An 18,684-nucleotide genomic window follows, 5' to 3' on the forward strand; every position below is an offset into this window, starting at 1 on the left:
GCACCAACATTCCATCGGTGGGGGAGGCGCGGCATGGCCTCATTCCACGGGCGCCGCCCCGGGCCCCAGGCGGCCAGCGGGGCGCGCGGCGAACACGGGTCCACCGGTGCGAGACGTTTCGGCCTCAATAGAGCGGCGCGGCGGGGGCGTTTACGGTATGAGCGGCCATCATGTCCTCTTCCGAGCAGCCCGCGAGAGCGGATGCGCGTGTGTCCACGGGTGTGCCAGGGCTCGACTCCGTACTGGGCGGCGGCCTCGTCCCGTCCGGCGTCTACATCGTCGTGGGCGAGCCTGGCGCCGGGAAGACACTCCTCGCCAACCAGCTCTGCTACCACCAGGCGCGCGCGGGGGCTCGCTGCCTCTACGTCACGCTGCTGGCCGAGTCCCACGCGCGCATGCTCGCGAACATGCGCGACATGGCCTTCTTCGACCCCGCGCTGCTGCCCGAGGGCGTCTACTACGTCAGCGGCTTCCGCACGCTGGAGGAGCAGGGGCTGCCGGGCCTGCTGGAGCTGCTGCGGCGCGAGGTGCGCAACCACAACGCCAGCATCCTCGTGCTGGACGGGCTGGTGCAGGCGCAGGAGGCGGCCGGCAGCAACCGCGACTTCAAGAAGTTCATCCACGAGCTGCAGGTCGCCGCGAGCCTGGCGCGCTTCACCTCGCTGATGCTCACCAGTGACGGCCCCACCGTCCACCCCGAGTACACCATGGTGGACGGCATCCTGGAGCTGCGCGAGCGCACCTCCGGCGTGCGCTCGTGGCGTGAGCTCCAGGTGCGCAAGTTCCGGGGCAGCGCCACGCTGGCGGGCGTCCACAACTTCCGCGTCACCAGCGCGGGGCTGGAGGTCTTCCCCCGCCTGGAGGCGCGCGTGCGCCGCTCGCCGCCGCCGGACCCGGGCGCGCACCGCATCCACTTCGGCATCCACTCCCTGGACGCGCTCTTCCCGGAGGGGCTGGCCGCCGGCTCCACCACGCTGGTGCTCGGCCCCCCGGGGGTCGGCAAGACGATGATGGGCAGCAGCCTGCTCGCCGAGGGACTGAGGCAGGGCGAGCCGTGCCTCTACATGGGCTTCTACGAGCCGCCCAACCGCCTGCTCAACAAGGTGGCGTCCGCGGGCATCGACCTCAAGGGGGCGGTGGAGGATGGGCGGCTGAACCTCATCTGGCAGCCGCCCGCGGAGTGCATCCTCGACGTGCTGGCGGACCAGCTCCTGGAGGACGTGCGCAAGCGCAAGGTGAAGCGCGTCTTCGTGGACGGGCTGAGCGCGATGAGCCAGTCCACGCCGGAGTCGTCGCGGATGGCGTCGTTCTTCGCCGCGCTCACCCAGGAGCTGCGCTGCGAGGGCACCACCACCCTCTTCGGCCTGGAGACGCCCCGGCTCTTCGGTCCGGTGCTGGACGTCCCGCTGGAGACGGGGCCTTCTGCTGTGGCGGAGAACCTCTTCTTCCTGCGACACGTCGAGCTCGAAGGCCGGCTGCGCAGGCTGCTGTCCATCTTCAAGCTCCGAGACACCGACTACGACCCTACCCTTCGGGAGTTCGTCATCTCCCGTCAAGGCATCGAGGTACTGCCCCCCTTCAGCGTCACCGTGGACACCCTGCTGACTGGCCTTGCCCGGCATCCGGGCGGTGGCCATTCCTGAACAAACCGCGAGGAGTAGCGCCGCCCGTATGGAGACGGTCCTGGTGGTGGATGACGAGCAGGGCATCCTTGAGGCCCTGGCGGACCTCCTCCGAGAGGAGGGCTACCGCGTCGTGACGGCCTCCCACGGCCGTGAAGCGCTGGAGCGGATGGCGGAGCTTCGTCCCGACCTCGTCCTCACCGACTGGATGATGCCGGTGCTGGACGGCCCGGCCCTCATCGAGCGCATCCGCGCCGAGCCGGCCTTCCAGGGCGTGGCGTTGCTGGGCATGAGCGCGGTGGACGTGTCGGCGCTGCGCCGCCTGTACCCGGACGTCCCCTTCCTCCAGAAACCCTTCGATATCAGCGCGCTCATGCGTCAGGTCCGCAAGGCCCTGGACTCGCGGCGGCTCTGAAAGGCCCCATGCTCTACCTGCTCAAGCTTGGCCCCGTGCCCCTCAGCCAGGGCACCACCCAGGTCTACCTGCGCATCTCCGACACGGGGGAGCCGTCCGCCCCCGTCTTCGAGGCGGAGGACGAGGCGGGAATGCGGGCGCTGCTGGAGGGAGTGGACGTCGCGGACGTGCGCTGCGCGCCGGACCTGGCCGAGGCGGGGGCCGGGCTCGGGGTGCAGGTGGAGGAGCCGCCCCAGGCGGCGCTCTCGTCGCGCGCGGCCATCGCCACCTTCCTCGCGTGGGGCCAGCGGGGGTTGTCCGGGCTCGGCTCGGACAAGGCCCTGCTCTTCGTGCAGGCGTCCACGGAGTACTGGGAGGCGAAGCCGTGGACGCACTGGGACGACAGCCAGCCCTTCGAGGTGGCGGTTTCAGGCGCGCTGACGCACAGCTTCGAGGGGTGCGTGTTCCACACCGGGGACGGCCGCGCGGGGCTGGCGCTGTACTTCAAGCCCGGCGCGCTGCAGATGCTGATGGAGATGCAGGCGCGCGGCCAGGGTGACGCGGCCACGCAGCTGCCCGCCATCGCCGTCACGCTGGACACGTCCCCCGCGTACGCGGTGGAGGCGCTCTCCGACGCGGGGCGCGTGCCCCGCCTGCCCATGCCGCTGAAGACGGGGCCTGACGGCATCAGCGTCCCCAACCCCACGGAGGCGGTGCTGCTGGTGGCCACCCTGCGCGCCGTGGCGCGGCTGTCCCCCGAACAGCAGGAGGTGCTCAGCACCGTGGTGGCGGGGGAAGCGCAGATGGAGGTGCGCGTGCGCGCCCCCGCCCCGCGCGTCCGGCACTGAGGCACCGGGCGCCGTTCACAGCGTGCACTGACCGTTTCGGCAGGTGAGCATCGGATGCCTCATGCCCCTCCTGGTACGTTGGCTCCATCATGCGCACCGTCCGACTTCTCAGGTGTGGCCTGCTGGCGGTCGTCGTCGCGTCATCCGCCGCTCAAGCCAGCGGCGAATGCAACACGCCTTCCGTGCGTCCCGTCATGCTCTCCGAACACCCGGCCGATGACACCCACCCCATCTACGTGAAGGGGCAGGTCGTCACGACGCTGCGGTTCGAGCAGCTCGTGGACCCGAGCAAGACGAAGATGATGGGGTGGGAGGGGCGGCTCGAACCGCTGGCGGTGGTCCGCAACAAGGTGATGCTCGAGCCCATCCATGACCTCAACAGGGACGAAGGGATTCCCCTGGTCGTGACGCTGGCGGATGGGACCGCGATTCCGTTCCTCGTGAGACCCCCCAGGAGCAGGCGGGGCGGCGGGTGGACGCAGACGGCCGACCAACAGGTCGACGTATTCAAGGACCGCGACAGCTACGCGGCCATGCATGCGGCCATGATGGACGCGCTCAAGAAGAACGACACGCTGACCGAGGAGAACAAGCGATACCGCCAGGAGGAGACCTCGCAGGACCACGCCCTTGCCGCGCTGCTCGCGTCGGGCGCGGTGGCGCAGACGCCGTTCAAGGTCGTGGACCGCTCTTCTGGCAAGGACGCTGATACCGAGATTGATGCAAAGGTTTTCAAAGGGAAAGGCAAGGTCGCGGTCGTCTTCAAGGTCAAGAACGTCCACGCGGAGAACTCCTGGAGCGTGCAGCGGATCCGGCTGGTGACCCGGGACAGCGGCCATGAGCGGGTGGTCGCGGTTCGCGCCACGGTTCGTGAGGTCATGCCCGGTGGGTCCGGTGTGGTGGCCGTCGTCGCGGACGGCAGTGCCTTCGTTGACGATGGCGCGTTGACGGGCCTGTGGCTGGAGGTCTACCGGCATGATGGGCAGCGGCAAGCAGTCGTCCTGCTAGAACCAGCCCTCATTGCGCGGTAAGAGCGAGAGGCATGGCCTCCAACAAGTCAGCGCTCCTGGGCTGCGCCGTCCTGCTCATGATGTCCTCCGGGTGCCCAGGAACCGCGACGGGAGGAGTGGCCCTGCGTGTTGATGGCACTCCGGGGCCCGAGAAGTGCTCCGAGAAGGCACGGGAGGTGATGAAATACCTCCGGTTGTTCGTCGGGGAGTCCGCGTGGGTGCAGCTCGACGCGAACCAGACCCGGGCCTATCCCATCACCTTGTACGAAGGGACCATCGAGAGCGTGCTGGACGAGGACCTCGGGCTGCTTGAAGCGCCGGCCCGCCTCTATGGCCGGGTCTGGACTGGCGGACCACAAGCCGTCATCCGGTACTACGCCGCCCAGCCATTGAATGGGGGCGAGGAGATACCCCTCTGCGCGGTGGCGCGGCTCGGGCTGGGCCAGCTCCGGAAGCGGCCCGAGTCCAAGCCCGGGACGGCCATCCTCGATTCTCCCCGTGCCGGCGTCTACATCGTGAACGAGTTCCGGTAGCGCGGGCCGGCTGAAGGCCCGGGCCGTCCGGCCTCCCCTGGGCCACCCATTCATCACGATGCGGCAACGGGACGAGACTTCCCTCGATTGCCGAGCACATCCAGGTTGGGAAATCCGTTCAAGCCTGTCAGGCGGCGCTCAAAGCCTGCACTGGCCGCTCTTGCAACTGAGCAGCCCCGTGCATGGCGCACTGGTCCCGCAGCGGCACCCGCCCTCGAAACAGGTGTCGGCTCGGAGCTCCGTGCAGTCCGTGCAGTCCGCCCCCTGCACTCCACACACGCTCGCTGTGTTTCCGTTGCGGCAGACGTTCCCCGCACAGCAGCCGGCGCAGGTATCCGGGTCGCAAACGCAGGTATCCGCCTCGCAGCGCTCGCCCTCGCCGCAGGGCGTGCCCCGGGTGCCGCACGAGCAGGCCCCGCTCGCGGTGCACTGGTTCGCGCGTCCGTCGACGACGCAGTCGACACATGCCACGCCGCTGCCTCCGCAGGCCCTCGCCGAGGTGGTGGGAACGCACGCGCCACCGGGCTGGACGCAGGTGGTGCAGACGCTGCTGCCCGCGTCCGGATTGCCTCCGTCCGGCGTGCCCGCGTCGGAGTCTCCGGCGTCCGGTTCCCCTCCGTCCGGCGTGCCTCCGTCCGGCGTGCCCGCGTCGGAGTCTCCGGCGTCTGGCTCCCCTCCGTCCGGCGTGCCTCCGTCCGGCTGGGGGCCGGGCCCGTCGGGAATGCGCGTCAGCCGCAGCCGGAGCTCCAGCTCCTCGCCCTTGCGCGGCGTGGCCTCCACCCGTGCGCGGGCGAAGGGCTCGCCCTGCAGGAGCGCGTCCACCTGGAGCTCGAAGGGGCCGCCCGGGGGCGTGTTGAAGCGCAGGCGCAGCGTCTGCTCCCCGGAGAAGGGCGTGCCCTCCTGCTCGGGACGGCGCTCGGGGCCGAACCAGGGCTCGCCGTCGCGCAGGCCGCGCAGCTCCAGCTGGGTGGCCCCGTCCGCGCCCTCGACGCGCAGGAAGAGGGAGGTGGTGTCGTCGCCGCACGACACGGCGGCGGTGAGCAGCAGCGCGAGGAGGGCCCGGGAGGCGCGGCTCATGGCACCGTCACCGTGCCCAGGTTGGCGCGCGGCTCGCTGGAGCGTGTGAGCAGCACCGTGGTGGTGGCCCCGACGGCGACGACGCCCACGCCCGCCCAGAACCACTTGCTGCGCAGGAAGGCGGGGACGGAGGACGGGCGCTCCGTGGCCTGGGTCTCCGGAGTCAGGGGCACGGCGAGCGGCGTTCCCTGCTGGGACTTCTGTTTGTCGAGCTCGGCCTGCTTCGCCTCCATCGTCTGGATGAGCTCATTGACGAGCGGCGCGTCCGGCGACTCCGGGTCCAGCGCGAGGTAGCGGCGGTAGAAGAACGCGGCGCGCTCGTACTGGCCGAGCTGCCGGTGGCACTGGCCGATGTTGAAGAGGAGCGCGGGCTCCGGCACCAGCCGGTAGGCCTCCGAGTAGCCGCTCAGCGCGTCGTTGAAGTTCCCGAGGTCGTACTCGCGCTGCGCGTGGTCGAAGAGCACGCGGGCGGCGTCCTTGGGGTCCTCCTTGCCGGCGGCGCCCGGCTTCGGCGACGCGGCGGACGTGGCGGCGGCGAAGAGGGGCAGGGCGATGAGCAGCCAGCTACTTGCGGAACGGATTGAGGAGGCCATCGGTGGACTTGAGTCTAGCGCCTCGCCTGGGCCCCGCCGGGGCCTTGCCGCCCGCCGGGGCTTTATTGGGCGCCAGTGTCACCTCGACGTCGGCGCCGTCCTCGGGTCGCACCACCGCCTGCGCGGGCTGGTGGCCGTGCAGCTCGAAGCGCAGGGCGCGCGGCTGCGTCACGGAGAGCTGGAGCGGGGTGACGCCGAGCGTCTCGCCCGTGTCGTCCTGAATCACCCGCGCGCCGGCCGGTGTCGTGCGGACCTGGAGCACGACTTCCGCCGGAGCGGGCGGCGGCGCGGACGGAGGCGGCTGCACTACCGGGGGCGGGGCCGCCTCCGCCACCGCTGGCGGAGGCGGCTGGGGGGCCGGTGCTTCCCCGCGAGACCAGACGAGGGCGCCCGGAATGGCGAGCAGCACCACGCCCGCGGCCGCGACCCAGGGCCAGCGGTGGCGCTTTCGCGCCTCGGGCACCGGGGTCGGCACTGCGGGAATCACGAGCGGAATGGGCGCGTGCGCGAAGGGCCGCACCGCCTCCGCGAGCGCGTCCATTGACGCGAAGCGGTCCTCCGGTGCCTTCTCCAGGCAGCGCAGCACCACGGCCGCGAGCCCGGGCGGAATCGGCTCTCCGGCGGGCGTCGTCTCGGGCAGCGGCGGCGGGGGGCGGACGATGAGGTCCACCGCCCACGTGCCCAGGTTCGTCGGCTCGAAGGGGCGCTTCCCGGCGAGCAACTCGTACAGCACCGTGCCCACCGCATAGAGGTCCGCGCGCCCATCCACCTCCAGGCCCGACGCCTGCTCCGGCGCCATGTAGCCCGGCGTGCCAATCACCGCGCCCGCGAAGGTGTCCGGGTTCTGCGCCAGCCGCCCCGTGGTGAGCTTCGCCACGCCGAAGTCGAGCACCTTCACGAAGTCCGGCTGGTTGCCCCGCGCCGTCACGAAGACGTTGTCCGGCTTGATGTCGCGGTGGACGACGCCCGTGCGGTGCGCCGCCCCGAGCGCCGCGCAGAGCTGCTCGACGATGCGCACCGCCCGCCGCACGGCGAGCGTCTCGCGCTGGAGCAGCTCCCGCAGGCTGGAGCCCTGGAGCAGCTCCAGCACGCAGTAGATGCGCGGAAGCGCCCCGGCGGGAGCGGGCTCCTCCACGAAGTCGAAAATCTCCACGATGTTCTCGTGGTTGATGGCGTTGACCGCCCGCGCCTCCTGGAAGAAGCGCTGCACCAGCGCGTGGTCCACCACGTGCTGGGGCTTGAGGATCTTCACCGCCACCGGCCTGTCCAGCCGCACGTGCCGGGCCTCGAACACCACGCCCATCGCCCCCTCGCCGATGACGCGCTCGAGCTGGTAGGTGCCGAGCACCTCGCCGAGGTTGGCCACCGGGCTCGTCCCGGCCACGGGCTGCGGGGGCGCGGGCGTCGCCGGAGGCGGCGGCGTGCGGAACCACGTCACCTCCAGCCCGCCCGGGTCCAGCGCGGCACGAAGGGCCCGCCGCGCCTCCTCCAGGTCCGCGAACCGCGCCTCCGGCTCCGCGTCCAGGCAGCGGAAGAGCGGCGCGTTCAGACACGCCATGTCACCTTCCAGCGGCCGCAGCGGCGTGCCGGGCGGCACGCCGGACGCGGCCTCATAGAGGAGCGCCCCGAGCTGCCGGACGCACTCCCGGGGCTCCGCGGGCACGGCCCCCACCCCGGGCGCGAGCGACGCGGACAGCTTCGCCAGCCCGTCCTCCAGCACCACCCGGTCCGCCGTCAGCGCGCTCCCCGCGGGCGCACCCGCCTGCTCCAGGAAGCTGCTCAGCGGCTCGACGAGCTCCAGCACCTCGCGCGGTGACAGCTGACCGAAGCCACGCAGGTATGCGCCCAGCGTGCGCGCCGGTGGCGGCGTGGGGAGCACGGTGGGTGCGTCTTGCGGTGGTGGCGTGGACGCGTCGCGCCGGGCACCCGGTGAATCTTCGGTCGATGACATGCGCTGACAGCGGCATTGTGAAGCCGGGCTGCCCTGCCATGCAAGCCGGCCGGGCCGCTGTCCTCGGCTGGACGAATAACGAGCGGGGGGCGGGTAGCCAACCCGATGAGGCAGGACCTAGCTTGCGGGCTTCGTGGGGCCGCTGGCGCCCGGGAGGCAACATGGAGACCTTTTCCCGCTCGGTCTACGACAGCGCCTTGAATCGCCAGCTCCAGCTGCTGCGCGAGGTGCTGGCCACGCAGCAGCTCGACGCGGAGGCGGTGGAGGCCCTGGAGGTGCTGACGCGCCGGCTCGCGGACCGCGGCCAGCGCCTGCGCACGCTGGGGCAGATGCTGAAGGGGACGCCGCCCCCCATGGCGGCGGCCGTCGAGCCCGTCACGCCCGCCTACATCAAGGCCATCGTGGAGCGCTCCGACGCGGAGCTGCTCCAGGAGCTGCCCGCACTCATCGAGCGACTCCGCACCAAGGGTTCCTGAAGACCCTCCCATCCCCAGCGTGCAGGGCTGTCCGATGCCGGACAGAGGGGCCCTGCACTGTCGCCTGGTGACCAGGCAGGGCTGTCCGGGGGGCTGGCCCAAGTCCGCGTCAATGCGGGAGAACACCGGCTTGCCAAGAGATTCCCGTCCCAAGGCGGACGCAGGCTGCGCCGTTCCCGGACCGACCAGGGGCTCATAATGACCACCAAGAAGGTTTCCCCTCGCCGCCCCCCGGCGGTGGCTCCTCCTCCGCCGTCACGGGCGCGTGAGGAAGACGACGCCAACTCCCTGGACTCGCGCCAGCTGCTGCGCGTGCTCACCGCCGTCCGCAAGGGCGACTTCTCGCAGCGCATGCCCATGGACAAGGTGGGCAGCGCCGGCAAGGTGGCCGACACGCTCAATGAAATCATCGAGCTCAACGAGCGCATGGCTCGCGAGTTCGAGCGCATCGGCACCGTCGTCGGCAAGGAAGGCCGCATCACCCACCGCGGCAACGTGGTGGGCGCGGTGGGCTCCTGGGCGGACTGCGTGGAGTCCGTCAACACGCTGGTGGCGGACCTGGTGCAGCCCACCACCGAAATGGGCCGCGTCATCGGCGCGGTGGCCAAGGGCGACCTGTCCCAGACGATGGCGCTGGAGGTGGACGGCCGGCCCCTGAAGGGCGAGTTCCTGCGCACCGCCCGGCTGGTGAACGGCATGGTGGAGCAGCTCGGCGCGTTCGCCTCGGAAGTGACGCGCGTGGCCCGCGAGGTGGGCACCGACGGAAAGCTCGGCGGACAGGCCAAGGTGAAGGGCGTGGCCGGCACGTGGAAGGACCTCACGGACAACGTGAACTCCATGGCCTCCAACCTCACCGCCCAGGTGCGCAGCATCGCCGAGGTGACGACGGCCGTGGCGAGGGGTGACCTCTCCAAGAAGATTACGGTCGACGTGCGCGGCGAAATCCTGGAGCTGAAGAACACCATCAACACGATGGTGGATCAGCTCTCCTCGTTCGCCTCGGAAGTGACGCGCGTGGCGCGTGAAGTGGGTACGGAAGGCAAGCTGGGCGGTCAGGCCGTCGTGAAGGGCGTGGGCGGTACGTGGAAGGACCTCACGGACAACGTGAACTCCATGGCCTCCAACCTCACGGCGCAGGTGCGCAACATCGCCGAGGTGACGACCGCCGTCGCCAACGGCGACCTGTCGAAGAAAATCACCGTGGACGCGAAGGGCGAGGTGCTGGAGCTGAAGAACACCATCAACACGATGGTGGACCAGCTGAACAGCTTCGCCTCCGAAGTGACTCGCGTGGCCCGCGAGGTGGGCACGGAGGGGAAGCTCGGCGGTCAGGCCATGGTGAAGGGCGTTGCCGGCACGTGGAAGGACCTCACCGACAACGTGAACAGCATGGCGTCCAACCTCACCTCGCAGGTGCGCAACATCGCCGAGGTGACGACGGCCGTCGCGAACGGCGACCTGTCCAAGAAGATCACCGTGGACGTGCGCGGCGAGATTCTCGAGCTGAAGAACACCATCAACACGATGGTGGACCAGCTGAACTCGTTCGCCTCGGAGGTGACGCGCGTCGCTCGCGAGGTGGGCACGGAAGGAAAGCTGGGCGGGCAGGCCGTGGTGCGCGGTGTCGGTGGAACGTGGAAGGACCTCACCGACAACGTGAACAGCATGGCGTCCAACCTCACCGCGCAGGTGCGCAACATCGCGGAGGTGACGACGGCCGTCGCCAACGGTGACCTGTCCAAGAAGATCACCGTGGACGTGAAGGGCGAGGTGCTGGAGCTGAAGAACACCATCAACACGATGGTGGACCAACTCCGCGCGTTCGCCTCGGAGGTGACTCGCGTCGCCAAGGAAGTGGGCACCGACGGAAAGCTCGGTGGTCAGGCCGACGTGAAGGGCGTTGCCGGCGTGTGGAAGGACCTCACGGACAACGTGAACAGCATGGCGTCCAACCTCACCGCCCAGGTGCGCAACATCGCGGAGGTGACGACGGCCGTCGCGAACGGTGACCTGTCGAAGAAGATTACGGTCGACGTGCAGGGTGAAATCCTGGAGCTGAAGAACACCATCAACACGATGGTGGACCAGCTCTCGTCGTTTGCTTCCGAGGTGACTCGCGTCGCCCGCGAGGTGGGTACGGAAGGCAAGCTGGGCGGTCAGGCCGTCGTGAAGGGCGTGGCCGGCACGTGGAAGGACCTCACGGACAACGTGAACTCCATGGCCTCCAACCTCACGGCGCAGGTGCGCAACATCGCCGAGGTGACGACGGCCGTCGCGAAGGGCGACCTGTCCAAGAAGATTACGGTCGACGCGAAGGGCGAGGTGCTGGAGCTGAAGAACACCATCAACACGATGGTGGACCAGCTCTCCTCGTTCGCCTCGGAGGTGACGCGCGTCGCGAAGGAAGTGGGTACGGAGGGGAAGCTCGGCGGTCAGGCCATCGTGCGCGGCGTCGGTGGAACGTGGAAGGACCTCACCGACAACGTGAACAGCATGGCGTCCAACCTCACCTCGCAGGTGCGCAACATCGCCGAGGTGACGATGGCGGTGGCGAGGGGAGACCTGTCCAAGAAGATCACCGTGGACGTGCGCGGTGAGATTCTCGAATTGAAGAACACCATCAACACGATGGTGGACCAGCTGAACAGCTTCGCGTCCGAGGTGACTCGCGTGGCCCGCGAGGTGGGCACGGAAGGAAAGCTGGGCGGGCAGGCCGTGGTGCGCGGTGTCGGTGGAACGTGGAAGGACCTCACCGACAACGTGAACAGCATGGCGTCCAACCTCACCGCGCAGGTGCGCAACATCGCGGAGGTGACGACGGCCGTCGCCAACGGTGACCTGTCCAAGAAGATTACGGTCGACGTGCGCGGTGAAATCCTGGAGCTGAAGAACACCATCAACACGATGGTGGACCAGCTGAACAGCTTCGCGTCGGAGGTGACGCGCGTGGCCCGCGAGGTGGGCACCGAAGGAAAGCTCGGTGGTCAGGCCGTCGTGAAGGGCGTTGCCGGGACGTGGAAGGACCTCACCGACAACGTGAACTCGATGGCGTCCAACCTGACGTCGCAGGTGCGCAACATCGCGGAAGTCACCACGGCCGTGGCCCGGGGTGATTTGTCCAAGAAGATTACGGTCGACGTGCAGGGGGAAATCCTGGAGCTGAAGAACACCATCAACACGATGGTGGACCAGCTCTCCTCGTTTGCCTCCGAGGTGACGCGCGTGGCCCGCGAGGTGGGCACGGAAGGCAAGCTGGGCGGTCAGGCCGAGGTGAAGGGCGTTGCCGGCACGTGGAAGGACCTCACGGACAACGTGAACAGCATGGCCTCCAACCTCACCACCCAGGTGCGCGGCATCGCCAAGGTGGTGACGGCGGTGGCCAACGGCGACCTGAAGCGCAAGCTGGTGGTGGACGCGAAGGGCGAAATCGCGGAGCTGGCGGACACCATCAACGGCATGATTGACACCCTCGCGGTGTTCGCCGACCAGGTGACCACGGTGGCCCGCGAGGTGGGTATCGAAGGAAAGCTGGGCGGGCAGGCCCGTGTGCCCGGCACCGCCGGCATCTGGCGCGACCTCACGGACAACGTGAACCAGCTCGCCGCCAACCTCACCACGCAGGTGCGCGCGATTGCAGAGGTCGCAACGGCGGTGACGAAGGGTGACCTCACGCGGTTCATCACCGTGTCCGCGCAGGGCGAAGTGGCCGCCCTCAAGGACAACATCAACGAGATGATCCGCAACCTGAAGGACACCACGCGGAAGAACACGGAGCAGGACTGGCTGAAGACGAACCTGGCCAAGTTCACCCGCGTCCTCCAGGGACAGCGCGACCTCCTCACGGTGTCCAAGGTCATCCTGTCGGAGCTGGCGCCGCTGGTGGACGCGCAGCACGGCGTCTTCTACATCTCCGAGCGCGCCGAGGCCGGGGAGCATGTCCTCAAGCTGCTGGCCTCGTACGCGTACCGCGAGCGCAAGGGGCTCTCCAATACCTTCAAGTACGGCGAGGGGCTGGTGGGCCAGTGCGCCCTGGAGAAGGAGCCCATCCTCCTGTCGGACGTGCCGGACTCGTACATCCGCATCTCCTCCGGGCTGGGCGAGGAGGTGCCGCGCAACATCGTTGTGCTGCCGGTGCTCTTCGAGGGTGAGGTCAAGGCCGTCATCGAGCTGGCGTCCTTCCACCGCTTCAGCGAGGTCCACCTGGGCTTCCTGGCGCAGCTCACGGAGTCCATCGGCATCGTGCTCAACACGATTGCCGCGAACATGCGCACGGAGGCCCTGCTGAAGCAGTCGCAGGCGCTCACCGACGAGCTCCGCAAGCAGCAGGAGGAGCTCACGGAGACGAACAAGCGCCTGGAGCAGCAGGCCACGTCGCTCCAGCAGTCCGAGGAGCTGCTCAAGCGGCAGCAGGAGGAGCTGCGCAGCACCAACGAGGAGCTGCAGGAGAAGGCGAAGCTGCTCTCCGAGCAGAAGACGGAGGTGGAGCGCAAGAATGGCGAAGTGGAGCAGGCCAAGCGCGCCCTGGAGGAGAAGGCCGAGCAGCTCAGCCTCACCTCCAAGTACAAGTCCGAGTTCCTCGCCAACATGAGCCACGAGCTGCGCACGCCGCTCAACTCGCTGCTCATCCTCAGCCAGACGCTCAGCGACAACGTCGACGGCAACCTCACCCCGCGGCAGGTGGAGTTCTCGAAGACGATTCACGCCTCCGGCGCGGACCTGCTGGAGCTCATCAACGACATCCTCGACCTGTCCAAGATCGAGTCCGGCACCATGGCCGTGGACGTGGGGCCGCTGCGCTTCAGCGACCTGCGCGAGTTCGTGGACCGCACCTTCCGGCAGGTGGCGGACAAGAAGGGGCTGGAGTTCACCATCGGCCTGGCGGAGGCGCTGCCCGGCGAGCTGGAGACGGACGCCAAGCGCCTGCAGCAGGTGCTCAAGAACCTCTTGTCCAACGCCTTCAAGTTCACCGAGTCCGGCACGGTGGCCCTGCGCATCGGCATGGCGAAGAGCGGCTGGACGTCGGACCACCCGGTGTTGTCCACGGCCCCGTCGGTGGTGGCCTTCTCCGTGGTGGACACGGGCATCGGCATCCCGAAGGACAAGCACCAGATCATCTTCGAGGCGTTCCAGCAGGCGGACGGCTCCACCGCGCGCAAGTACGGCGGCACCGGCCTGGGCCTGTCCATCAGCCGTGAAATCGCGCGCCTGTTGGGCGGCGAAATCCGGCTGGAGAGCGAGGTGGGCAAGGGCAGCATGTTCACCCTGTACCTGCCGCTGGACTTCGTGGTGGAGCAGCGCCCCACGCAGGAGTCGAGGGCTCGCGAGCCGCTCCATGCGGCCCCGTCGCTGCCCGCGCACCTCCCCGACGACGACGTGTCCTTCCCGTCGGTCCGGGTGGACATCGAGGACGACCGCGGCTCCATCCAGCCGGGAGACCGGGTGCTGCTGGCGGTGACGCACACCGCGGACCACGCGGCGCGGCTGCGGGCCGCGGCGCAGGGCACGGGCTTCAAGGTGCTCGTCTCCACGGAGGTGGAGGGCGCGCTGGACGCCGTGCGCAACGCGCGGCCGGTGGCGGTGGCCGTGGACCTGGACCTGCCGGAGATGGCGGGCTGGGTGGTGCTGGACCGGCTGAAGCACGACGCCGCGACGCGCGCCCTGCCGGTGTACACGGTGTCGGATGACGACCACCGCGAGCGTGCGCTCAACCTGGGCGCCATCGGCCACCTCCAGGCGGCGGCGGACCCGGAGATTGCAGCGCAGGCGCTGGAGTCGCTGAAGAGCTTCGTGGAGCGCAAGGGCCGCGCGCTGCTCATCGTCGAGGACGACGACGTCCACCGGCAGACGCTGCTGGAGCTTCTGGGCAGCGAGGACGTGCGCACCACGGCGGTGGGCACCGGGGCGGACGCGCTGGCCGCGCTGGCCAGCCGCCGGTTCGACTGCATGGTGCTGGACCTGGGCCTGCCGGACATGGCGGGCACGGAGCTCATCCGCCGCATCCGCGAGCTGCACGGCGCGGGCGGGCCGCCCATCATCGTCTACACGGGCCGCGAGCTGACGCGCTCCCAGGAGACGGAGCTGCGGCGGGTGGCGGAGGCGATTGTCGTCAAGGACGCGCAGAGCCCCGAGCGGCTCCTGGAGGAGACGAGCCTCTTCCTCCACCGCGCGCCCGCGCAGCTCACCGAGCCCAAGCGCCGCATGCTGGAGAAGGCGCGCGAGAGGGACCCGTTGCTCGTCGGCCGCAAGGTGCTGGTGGTGGACGACGACGTGCGCAACATCTTCGCCCTCAACACGGTGCTGGAGCGCTACGGCATGCGGGTGGCCTTCGCGGAGAGCGCGCGCGAGGGCCTGGGCCTGCTGGAGAAGGACGCCGACATCGAGCTGGTGCTGATGGACGTGATGATGCCGGAGATGGACGGCTACCAGGCCATGCGCGCCATCCGCCGCATGGAGCGCGTCAGCCACCTGCCGATTCTGGCCCTCACCGCCAAGGCGATGAAGGGAGACCGCGAGAAGTGCCTGGAGGCGGGTGCGTCCGACTACATCACCAAGCCGGTGGACATCGAGAAGCTGCTCAGCCTGCTGCGCGTGTGGATGCACGCGCCGCGCGGCACGCAGCCCCGAGGCCCGCGCACGGAGGTCTCCAGTTGAGCGCGGGCACCCCCAGCGCGGAGCTGGAGTCCCTCGAGGTGGACCTGCTCCTGGAGGGCGTGGCCCGTCAGTGGGGCTTCGATTTGCGCAGCCATGCCCGGCCGCTGCTGCTCAGGCGGCTGCGGCGGCACCTGCGCGAGGAACGGCTGGACACCTTCTCCGAGCTGCAGGCCCGCGTGCTGCACGACGGCGAGGCGATGGACGGCCTGTTGCGCACGCTGTCCTGCACGCCGGCGTCGCTGTTCTCGGACCCGGCCTTCTTCCGCGACTTCCGCGCGCGGGTGGTGCCGGTGCTGCGCACCTGGCCGTCGGTGCGCGTGTGGCACGCCGGCTGCGGCACGGGCGAGGACACCTATGCCCTGGCCATCCTCCTCCAGGAAGAGGGGCTGTGGGGCAAGTGCCGGCTGTACGCGTCCGACTCCAGCGAGGGGCTGCTGGCGGACGCGCGCACCGGCGTGCTGCCGCTGCCCACCGAGGACGACGCGCGCCGGTACGTGGAGGCCGGCGGCAGGGGCGCCCTCGCCGACTACTACATGCGCGACGGCAACTGGGCGCTGCTCCAGCCGAAGCTGCGCGACGGCATCTTCTTCACCCAGCACAACCTGGCGACGGACGGCTCGTTCAACGAGTTCCACGTCATCATCTGCCGGGACACGCTGCTGACCTTCAACCGCACGCTGCACAACCGCGTGCATGGGCGCCTCTTCGAGAGCCTCGCCCGCTTCGGCTTCCTGTGCCTGGGGCGCAAGGAGTCGCTGTCGCGCACGCCGCATGCCGCGGTGTACGAGGAGCTGGAAGGCTCGGGTCGCATCTTCCGGAGGGTGGCATGAGCTCCATTGGCATGCTGGTGGTGGGGGCTCCGCGCGCCGCGGCGGCGGACGTGGAGACGCTGCTGACGCTGCTGCCGCGCGAGCTGGCGGCGCCGGTGGTGCTGGCGCTGCACCGCGGGCCGCATGACGCGCTGGCTGCGCCGCTGGGGCGCCGCTGCGCGCTGCCGGTGGTGGAGCCGGACGACAAGGATGACCTGACGCCCGGCCGCGTGTACCTGGCGCCCGCGGGCTACCACCTGCTGGTGGACCGGGGCAGCGTGGCCCTGTCCGTGGAGCCGCCCGAGCACGGGCAGCGGCCCTGCCTGGACGCCCTCTTCGAGTCCGCCGCGGACAGCTACGGCCCCCGGGCCGCCGGGCTGCTCTTCACCGGGCACGAGGATGGCCCGGCGGGCCTGGCGCTGCTCCAGGCGCGCGGCGGCCGCGTGGCCGTGGTGGGCGAGGACTGGGAGGGGGGCGGCGGACAGGACGGCCCGGTGGAGCAGCTGTCACTGGACACGGTGGGCGCGTGGCTGACGCGACTGGCGTATGTGCCGCGCGCCAAGGTGCAGCCTTGAGCGCCACACCCACGCGCGAGCGCCTGCCGGCGGTGTCGCTGGAGCCGGTTTCCGTCCTCCTGGTGGATGACCAGTCGGAAGGGCTGCTGGCGCTGGAGGCGACGCTGGCGCCGCTGGGGCAGCGGCTGGTCACCGCGCGCAGCGGCCGCGAGGCGCTGCGCCACCTGCTCACCCGCGACTTCGCCGTCATCCTCCTGGACGTCGTCATGCCGGAGATGGACGGCTTCGAGACGGCGCAGCTCATCCGCGAGCGCGAGCGCAGCCGCGACACCCCCATCCTCTTCCTCACCGCGCTGTCCCAGGGGCAGCTGCCGGAGCTGCGCGCCTACGCGGTGGGCGCGGTGGACTACCTCCTCAAGCCCTACGAGCCGGAAATCCTCCGCTCCAAGGTGGGCGTCTTCGTGGACCTGTTCCGCAAGACGGAGCTGGTGCGGCGGCAGGCGGAGGCGCTGCGCGAAGTCCAACGGCACGAGCACGAGCGCGAGCTGGCGGAGGCGAACCGGCGCGCGGAAGTGGAGCGCGGCCGGGTGCGCGAGGACCTGCTGCGGCGGGAGATGGAGACGAGCCGCAACCAGTACCGCTGGCTGGAGGCCGTGCTGGCCGCGCTGCCCACGCCGCTGGCGCTGGTGGAGCCGGGCAGCGGCCGCACGCTGCTGGCCAACCGGGCGGCTCAGGGGCTGGCCGGCGGGTGTCTGGCGTACCGCGAGGCGAGGGACCTCTACGGCGACGCCGCCTTCCGGGGGCCCGACGGGCAGGTGCTGACGGAGGCGGCCATGCCGCTGATGCGCGCGGCCCGGGGCGAGGCCCTCCAGGGCCTGGCGGTGGAGTGGGAGCTCAACGGGCAGCACGGCGCGGCGCTCGCCTTCAGCGCGCAGCTGCCGCAGATGCACGGCCGCCCGGAGACGGTGCTGCTGGCGCTGCTGGACGTGACGGCGCTGCGCGCCACCGAGCGCGAGCTGCGGCGGGCCCTGCTGGGGCGCGACGCCCCGCTCGACGCGGCCCGGCTCGTCGAAGGTCTCCGCAACCTGCCCGCACCGGAGGGCTCCCCTCCAGCGGTGGACACCGGGCAGGCGTCCAACCCCGGTGCCCCCAGCGCTGAACAACCCCGTGAGGGAAATGGTTGACGGCCCAAATAACATGGGCAAGGTGGGCGCGTGAGCGATGCCGGACTTCCACCGCGGGTCCAGCGCTTCATCACGACGCATATCGACTCCCTGGAGAAGCTGGAGGTGCTCCTCCTGCTTCGAGCCCGAGCGGACCGGGAGTGGACGGCGTCAGCGGTGAGCCTGGAACTGCGAATCACAGAATCGTCGGCGAGCGCGCGGCTGGTGGACCTGGCCTCGCGTGGATTGCTGACGGGCAGCGGAACGAGTCCGCCGACCTACCGCTACAGTCCCTCCGACTCGGAGGACGTGCAGGCGGTGACGGAGCTGGCGGCGGTGTATGGCGCGAAGCGGGTGAGCGTCATCACCTTCATCTTCTCCCGGCCCCTGGACAAGGTCCGGGGCTTCGCGGAGGCCTTCGTGTTGAAGAAGGACAAGGACGGTGGTGGTCATGGCTGAGGCCGTCTACATCCTCTGCGCCCTGACCAGCGTGGCCTGCGCGGTGCTGCTGCTGCGCGCCTACAAGCGCACCCAGTCGCGCCTGCTGTTGTGGAGCGGGCTGTGCTTCGCGGGGCTGGTCCTCAACAACACGCTGCTCTTCGTGGACCTGGTGCTGCTGCCCACCTCGGTGGACCTGTACGTGCCGCGCCTCGTCACCGGCATGGCCAGCGCGACCATCCTGCTCTACGGCCTCATCTGGGATGCATCGTGAAGGTGGACGCATGATCAACCCCATCCTCAATGGCGCGACGGCGATGGCGTGGTTCGCGTGCGCCCTGTTCTTCCTGCGCTTCTGGAAGCAGTCGCGAGACAGGCTCTTCGGCTTCTTCTCGCTGGCCTTCGCGCTGCTCGCGGGCAACGCGGTGGCGGGGGCGCTCATCGACGTGAGCGACGAGCGGCGCTACTACATCTACGTAGTCCGCCTCTTCGCCTTCCTCCTCATCCTCTACGCCATCTGGGACAAGAACCGGGCGTCACGCCGCACCGGGTAGGTCGGCACACGGCCGCCCGCGGCGCCTCACGTGGCCGGTGCTTAACTTTC

Annotated in this window: 16 protein-coding genes; 13 read left to right on the forward strand and 3 right to left on the reverse strand. The window is 69.9% G+C overall.

What is annotated here, in order from left to right:
• Positions 1 to 170: 170 nt before the first annotated feature.
• From ACX9TP_RS04515 to ACX9TP_RS04535, 5 genes are all read left to right on the forward strand, one after another.
• A complete protein-coding gene (locus ACX9TP_RS04515; RefSeq protein WP_482978471.1) occupies positions 171 to 1,643 on the forward strand; it encodes a DUF7125 family protein in 1,473 nt (490 codons plus the stop codon).
• Between the two features lie 28 nt (positions 1,644 to 1,671).
• The gene (locus ACX9TP_RS04520; protein WP_482978472.1) at positions 1,672 to 2,037 is read left to right on the forward strand and encodes a response regulator; all 366 of its coding nucleotides are present in this window, start codon (positions 1,672 to 1,674) and stop codon (positions 2,035 to 2,037) included.
• Between the two features lie 8 nt (positions 2,038 to 2,045).
• Complete coding sequence (locus ACX9TP_RS04525; RefSeq protein ID WP_482978473.1) at positions 2,046 to 2,864, forward strand: hypothetical protein; 819 nt, start codon at positions 2,046 to 2,048, stop codon at positions 2,862 to 2,864.
• Between the two features lie 89 nt (positions 2,865 to 2,953).
• A complete protein-coding gene (locus ACX9TP_RS04530; RefSeq protein WP_482978474.1) occupies positions 2,954 to 3,895 on the forward strand; it encodes a DUF2381 family protein in 942 nt (313 codons plus the stop codon).
• Between the two features lie 11 nt (positions 3,896 to 3,906).
• The gene (locus tag ACX9TP_RS04535; protein ID WP_482978475.1) at positions 3,907 to 4,407 is read left to right on the forward strand and encodes a hypothetical protein; all 501 of its coding nucleotides are present in this window, start codon (positions 3,907 to 3,909) and stop codon (positions 4,405 to 4,407) included.
• A gap of 138 nt (positions 4,408 to 4,545) precedes the next feature.
• Here the strand turns inward: ACX9TP_RS04535 and ACX9TP_RS04540 are convergent, their stop codons facing one another.
• The 3 genes from ACX9TP_RS04540 to ACX9TP_RS04550 form a co-directional block, all read right to left on the reverse strand.
• Entirely contained in the window at positions 4,546 to 5,484 is a 939-nt protein-coding gene (locus tag ACX9TP_RS04540; protein ID WP_482978476.1) for a hypothetical protein, read from the reverse strand.
• Positions 5,481 to 5,948: a tetratricopeptide repeat protein gene (locus ACX9TP_RS04545; RefSeq protein WP_482978477.1), complete on the reverse strand. Its 468-nt coding sequence runs from the start codon at positions 5,946 to 5,948 to the stop codon at positions 5,481 to 5,483. The genes ACX9TP_RS04540 and ACX9TP_RS04545 overlap by 4 nt, the downstream gene beginning before the upstream one ends.
• 100 nt (positions 5,949 to 6,048) lie before the next feature.
• The gene (locus tag ACX9TP_RS04550) at positions 6,049 to 7,956 is read right to left on the reverse strand and encodes a protein kinase domain-containing protein (protein WP_482978478.1); all 1,908 of its coding nucleotides are present in this window, start codon (positions 7,954 to 7,956) and stop codon (positions 6,049 to 6,051) included.
• A 233-nt stretch (positions 7,957 to 8,189) separates the two neighbouring features.
• On the opposite strand from ACX9TP_RS04550, the gene ACX9TP_RS04555 reads away from it, so the two are divergent.
• The 8 genes from ACX9TP_RS04555 to ACX9TP_RS04590 all read left to right on the forward strand — a co-directional run bounded on the left by ACX9TP_RS04555 (position 8,190) and on the right by ACX9TP_RS04590 (position 18,634).
• Complete coding sequence (locus ACX9TP_RS04555) at positions 8,190 to 8,504, forward strand: hypothetical protein (protein ID WP_482978479.1); 315 nt, start codon at positions 8,190 to 8,192, stop codon at positions 8,502 to 8,504.
• Positions 8,505 to 8,702: 198 nt separating this feature from the next.
• Entirely contained in the window at positions 8,703 to 15,155 is a 6,453-nt protein-coding gene (locus tag ACX9TP_RS04560) for a HAMP domain-containing protein (protein WP_482978480.1), read from the forward strand.
• Positions 15,152 to 15,985 carry a CheR family methyltransferase gene (locus ACX9TP_RS04565; RefSeq protein WP_482978481.1) on the forward strand — a complete coding sequence of 278 codons (834 nt, stop codon included), beginning with the start codon at positions 15,152 to 15,154 and terminating at the stop codon, positions 15,983 to 15,985. Before ACX9TP_RS04560 ends, ACX9TP_RS04565 begins: the two co-directional genes overlap by 4 nt.
• On the forward strand, positions 15,982 to 16,539 hold the full coding sequence (locus ACX9TP_RS04570) for a chemotaxis protein CheB (RefSeq protein WP_482978482.1): 558 nt from the start codon (positions 15,982 to 15,984) through the stop codon (positions 16,537 to 16,539). Before ACX9TP_RS04565 ends, ACX9TP_RS04570 begins: the two co-directional genes overlap by 4 nt.
• The gene (locus ACX9TP_RS04575; RefSeq protein WP_482978483.1) at positions 16,536 to 17,663 is read left to right on the forward strand and encodes a response regulator; all 1,128 of its coding nucleotides are present in this window, start codon (positions 16,536 to 16,538) and stop codon (positions 17,661 to 17,663) included. The genes ACX9TP_RS04570 and ACX9TP_RS04575 overlap by 4 nt, the downstream gene beginning before the upstream one ends.
• Positions 17,664 to 17,693: 30 nt before the next feature.
• Positions 17,694 to 18,101, forward strand: a complete 408-nt coding sequence (locus ACX9TP_RS04580) for a hypothetical protein (RefSeq protein ID WP_482978484.1) — start codon at positions 17,694 to 17,696, stop codon at positions 18,099 to 18,101.
• Positions 18,094 to 18,354 carry a DUF5985 family protein gene (locus tag ACX9TP_RS04585; RefSeq protein WP_482978485.1) on the forward strand — a complete coding sequence of 87 codons (261 nt, stop codon included), beginning with the start codon at positions 18,094 to 18,096 and terminating at the stop codon, positions 18,352 to 18,354. The genes ACX9TP_RS04580 and ACX9TP_RS04585 overlap by 8 nt, the downstream gene beginning before the upstream one ends.
• A 10-nt stretch (positions 18,355 to 18,364) precedes the next feature.
• Positions 18,365 to 18,634 (forward strand): DUF5985 family protein, encoded by a 270-nt coding sequence (locus ACX9TP_RS04590; RefSeq protein ID WP_482978486.1) that lies wholly within the window; start codon positions 18,365 to 18,367, stop codon positions 18,632 to 18,634.
• The last annotated feature ends 50 nt before the right edge of the window (positions 18,635 to 18,684 follow it).

The organism is Pyxidicoccus sp. M15, from assembly GCF_056858435.1.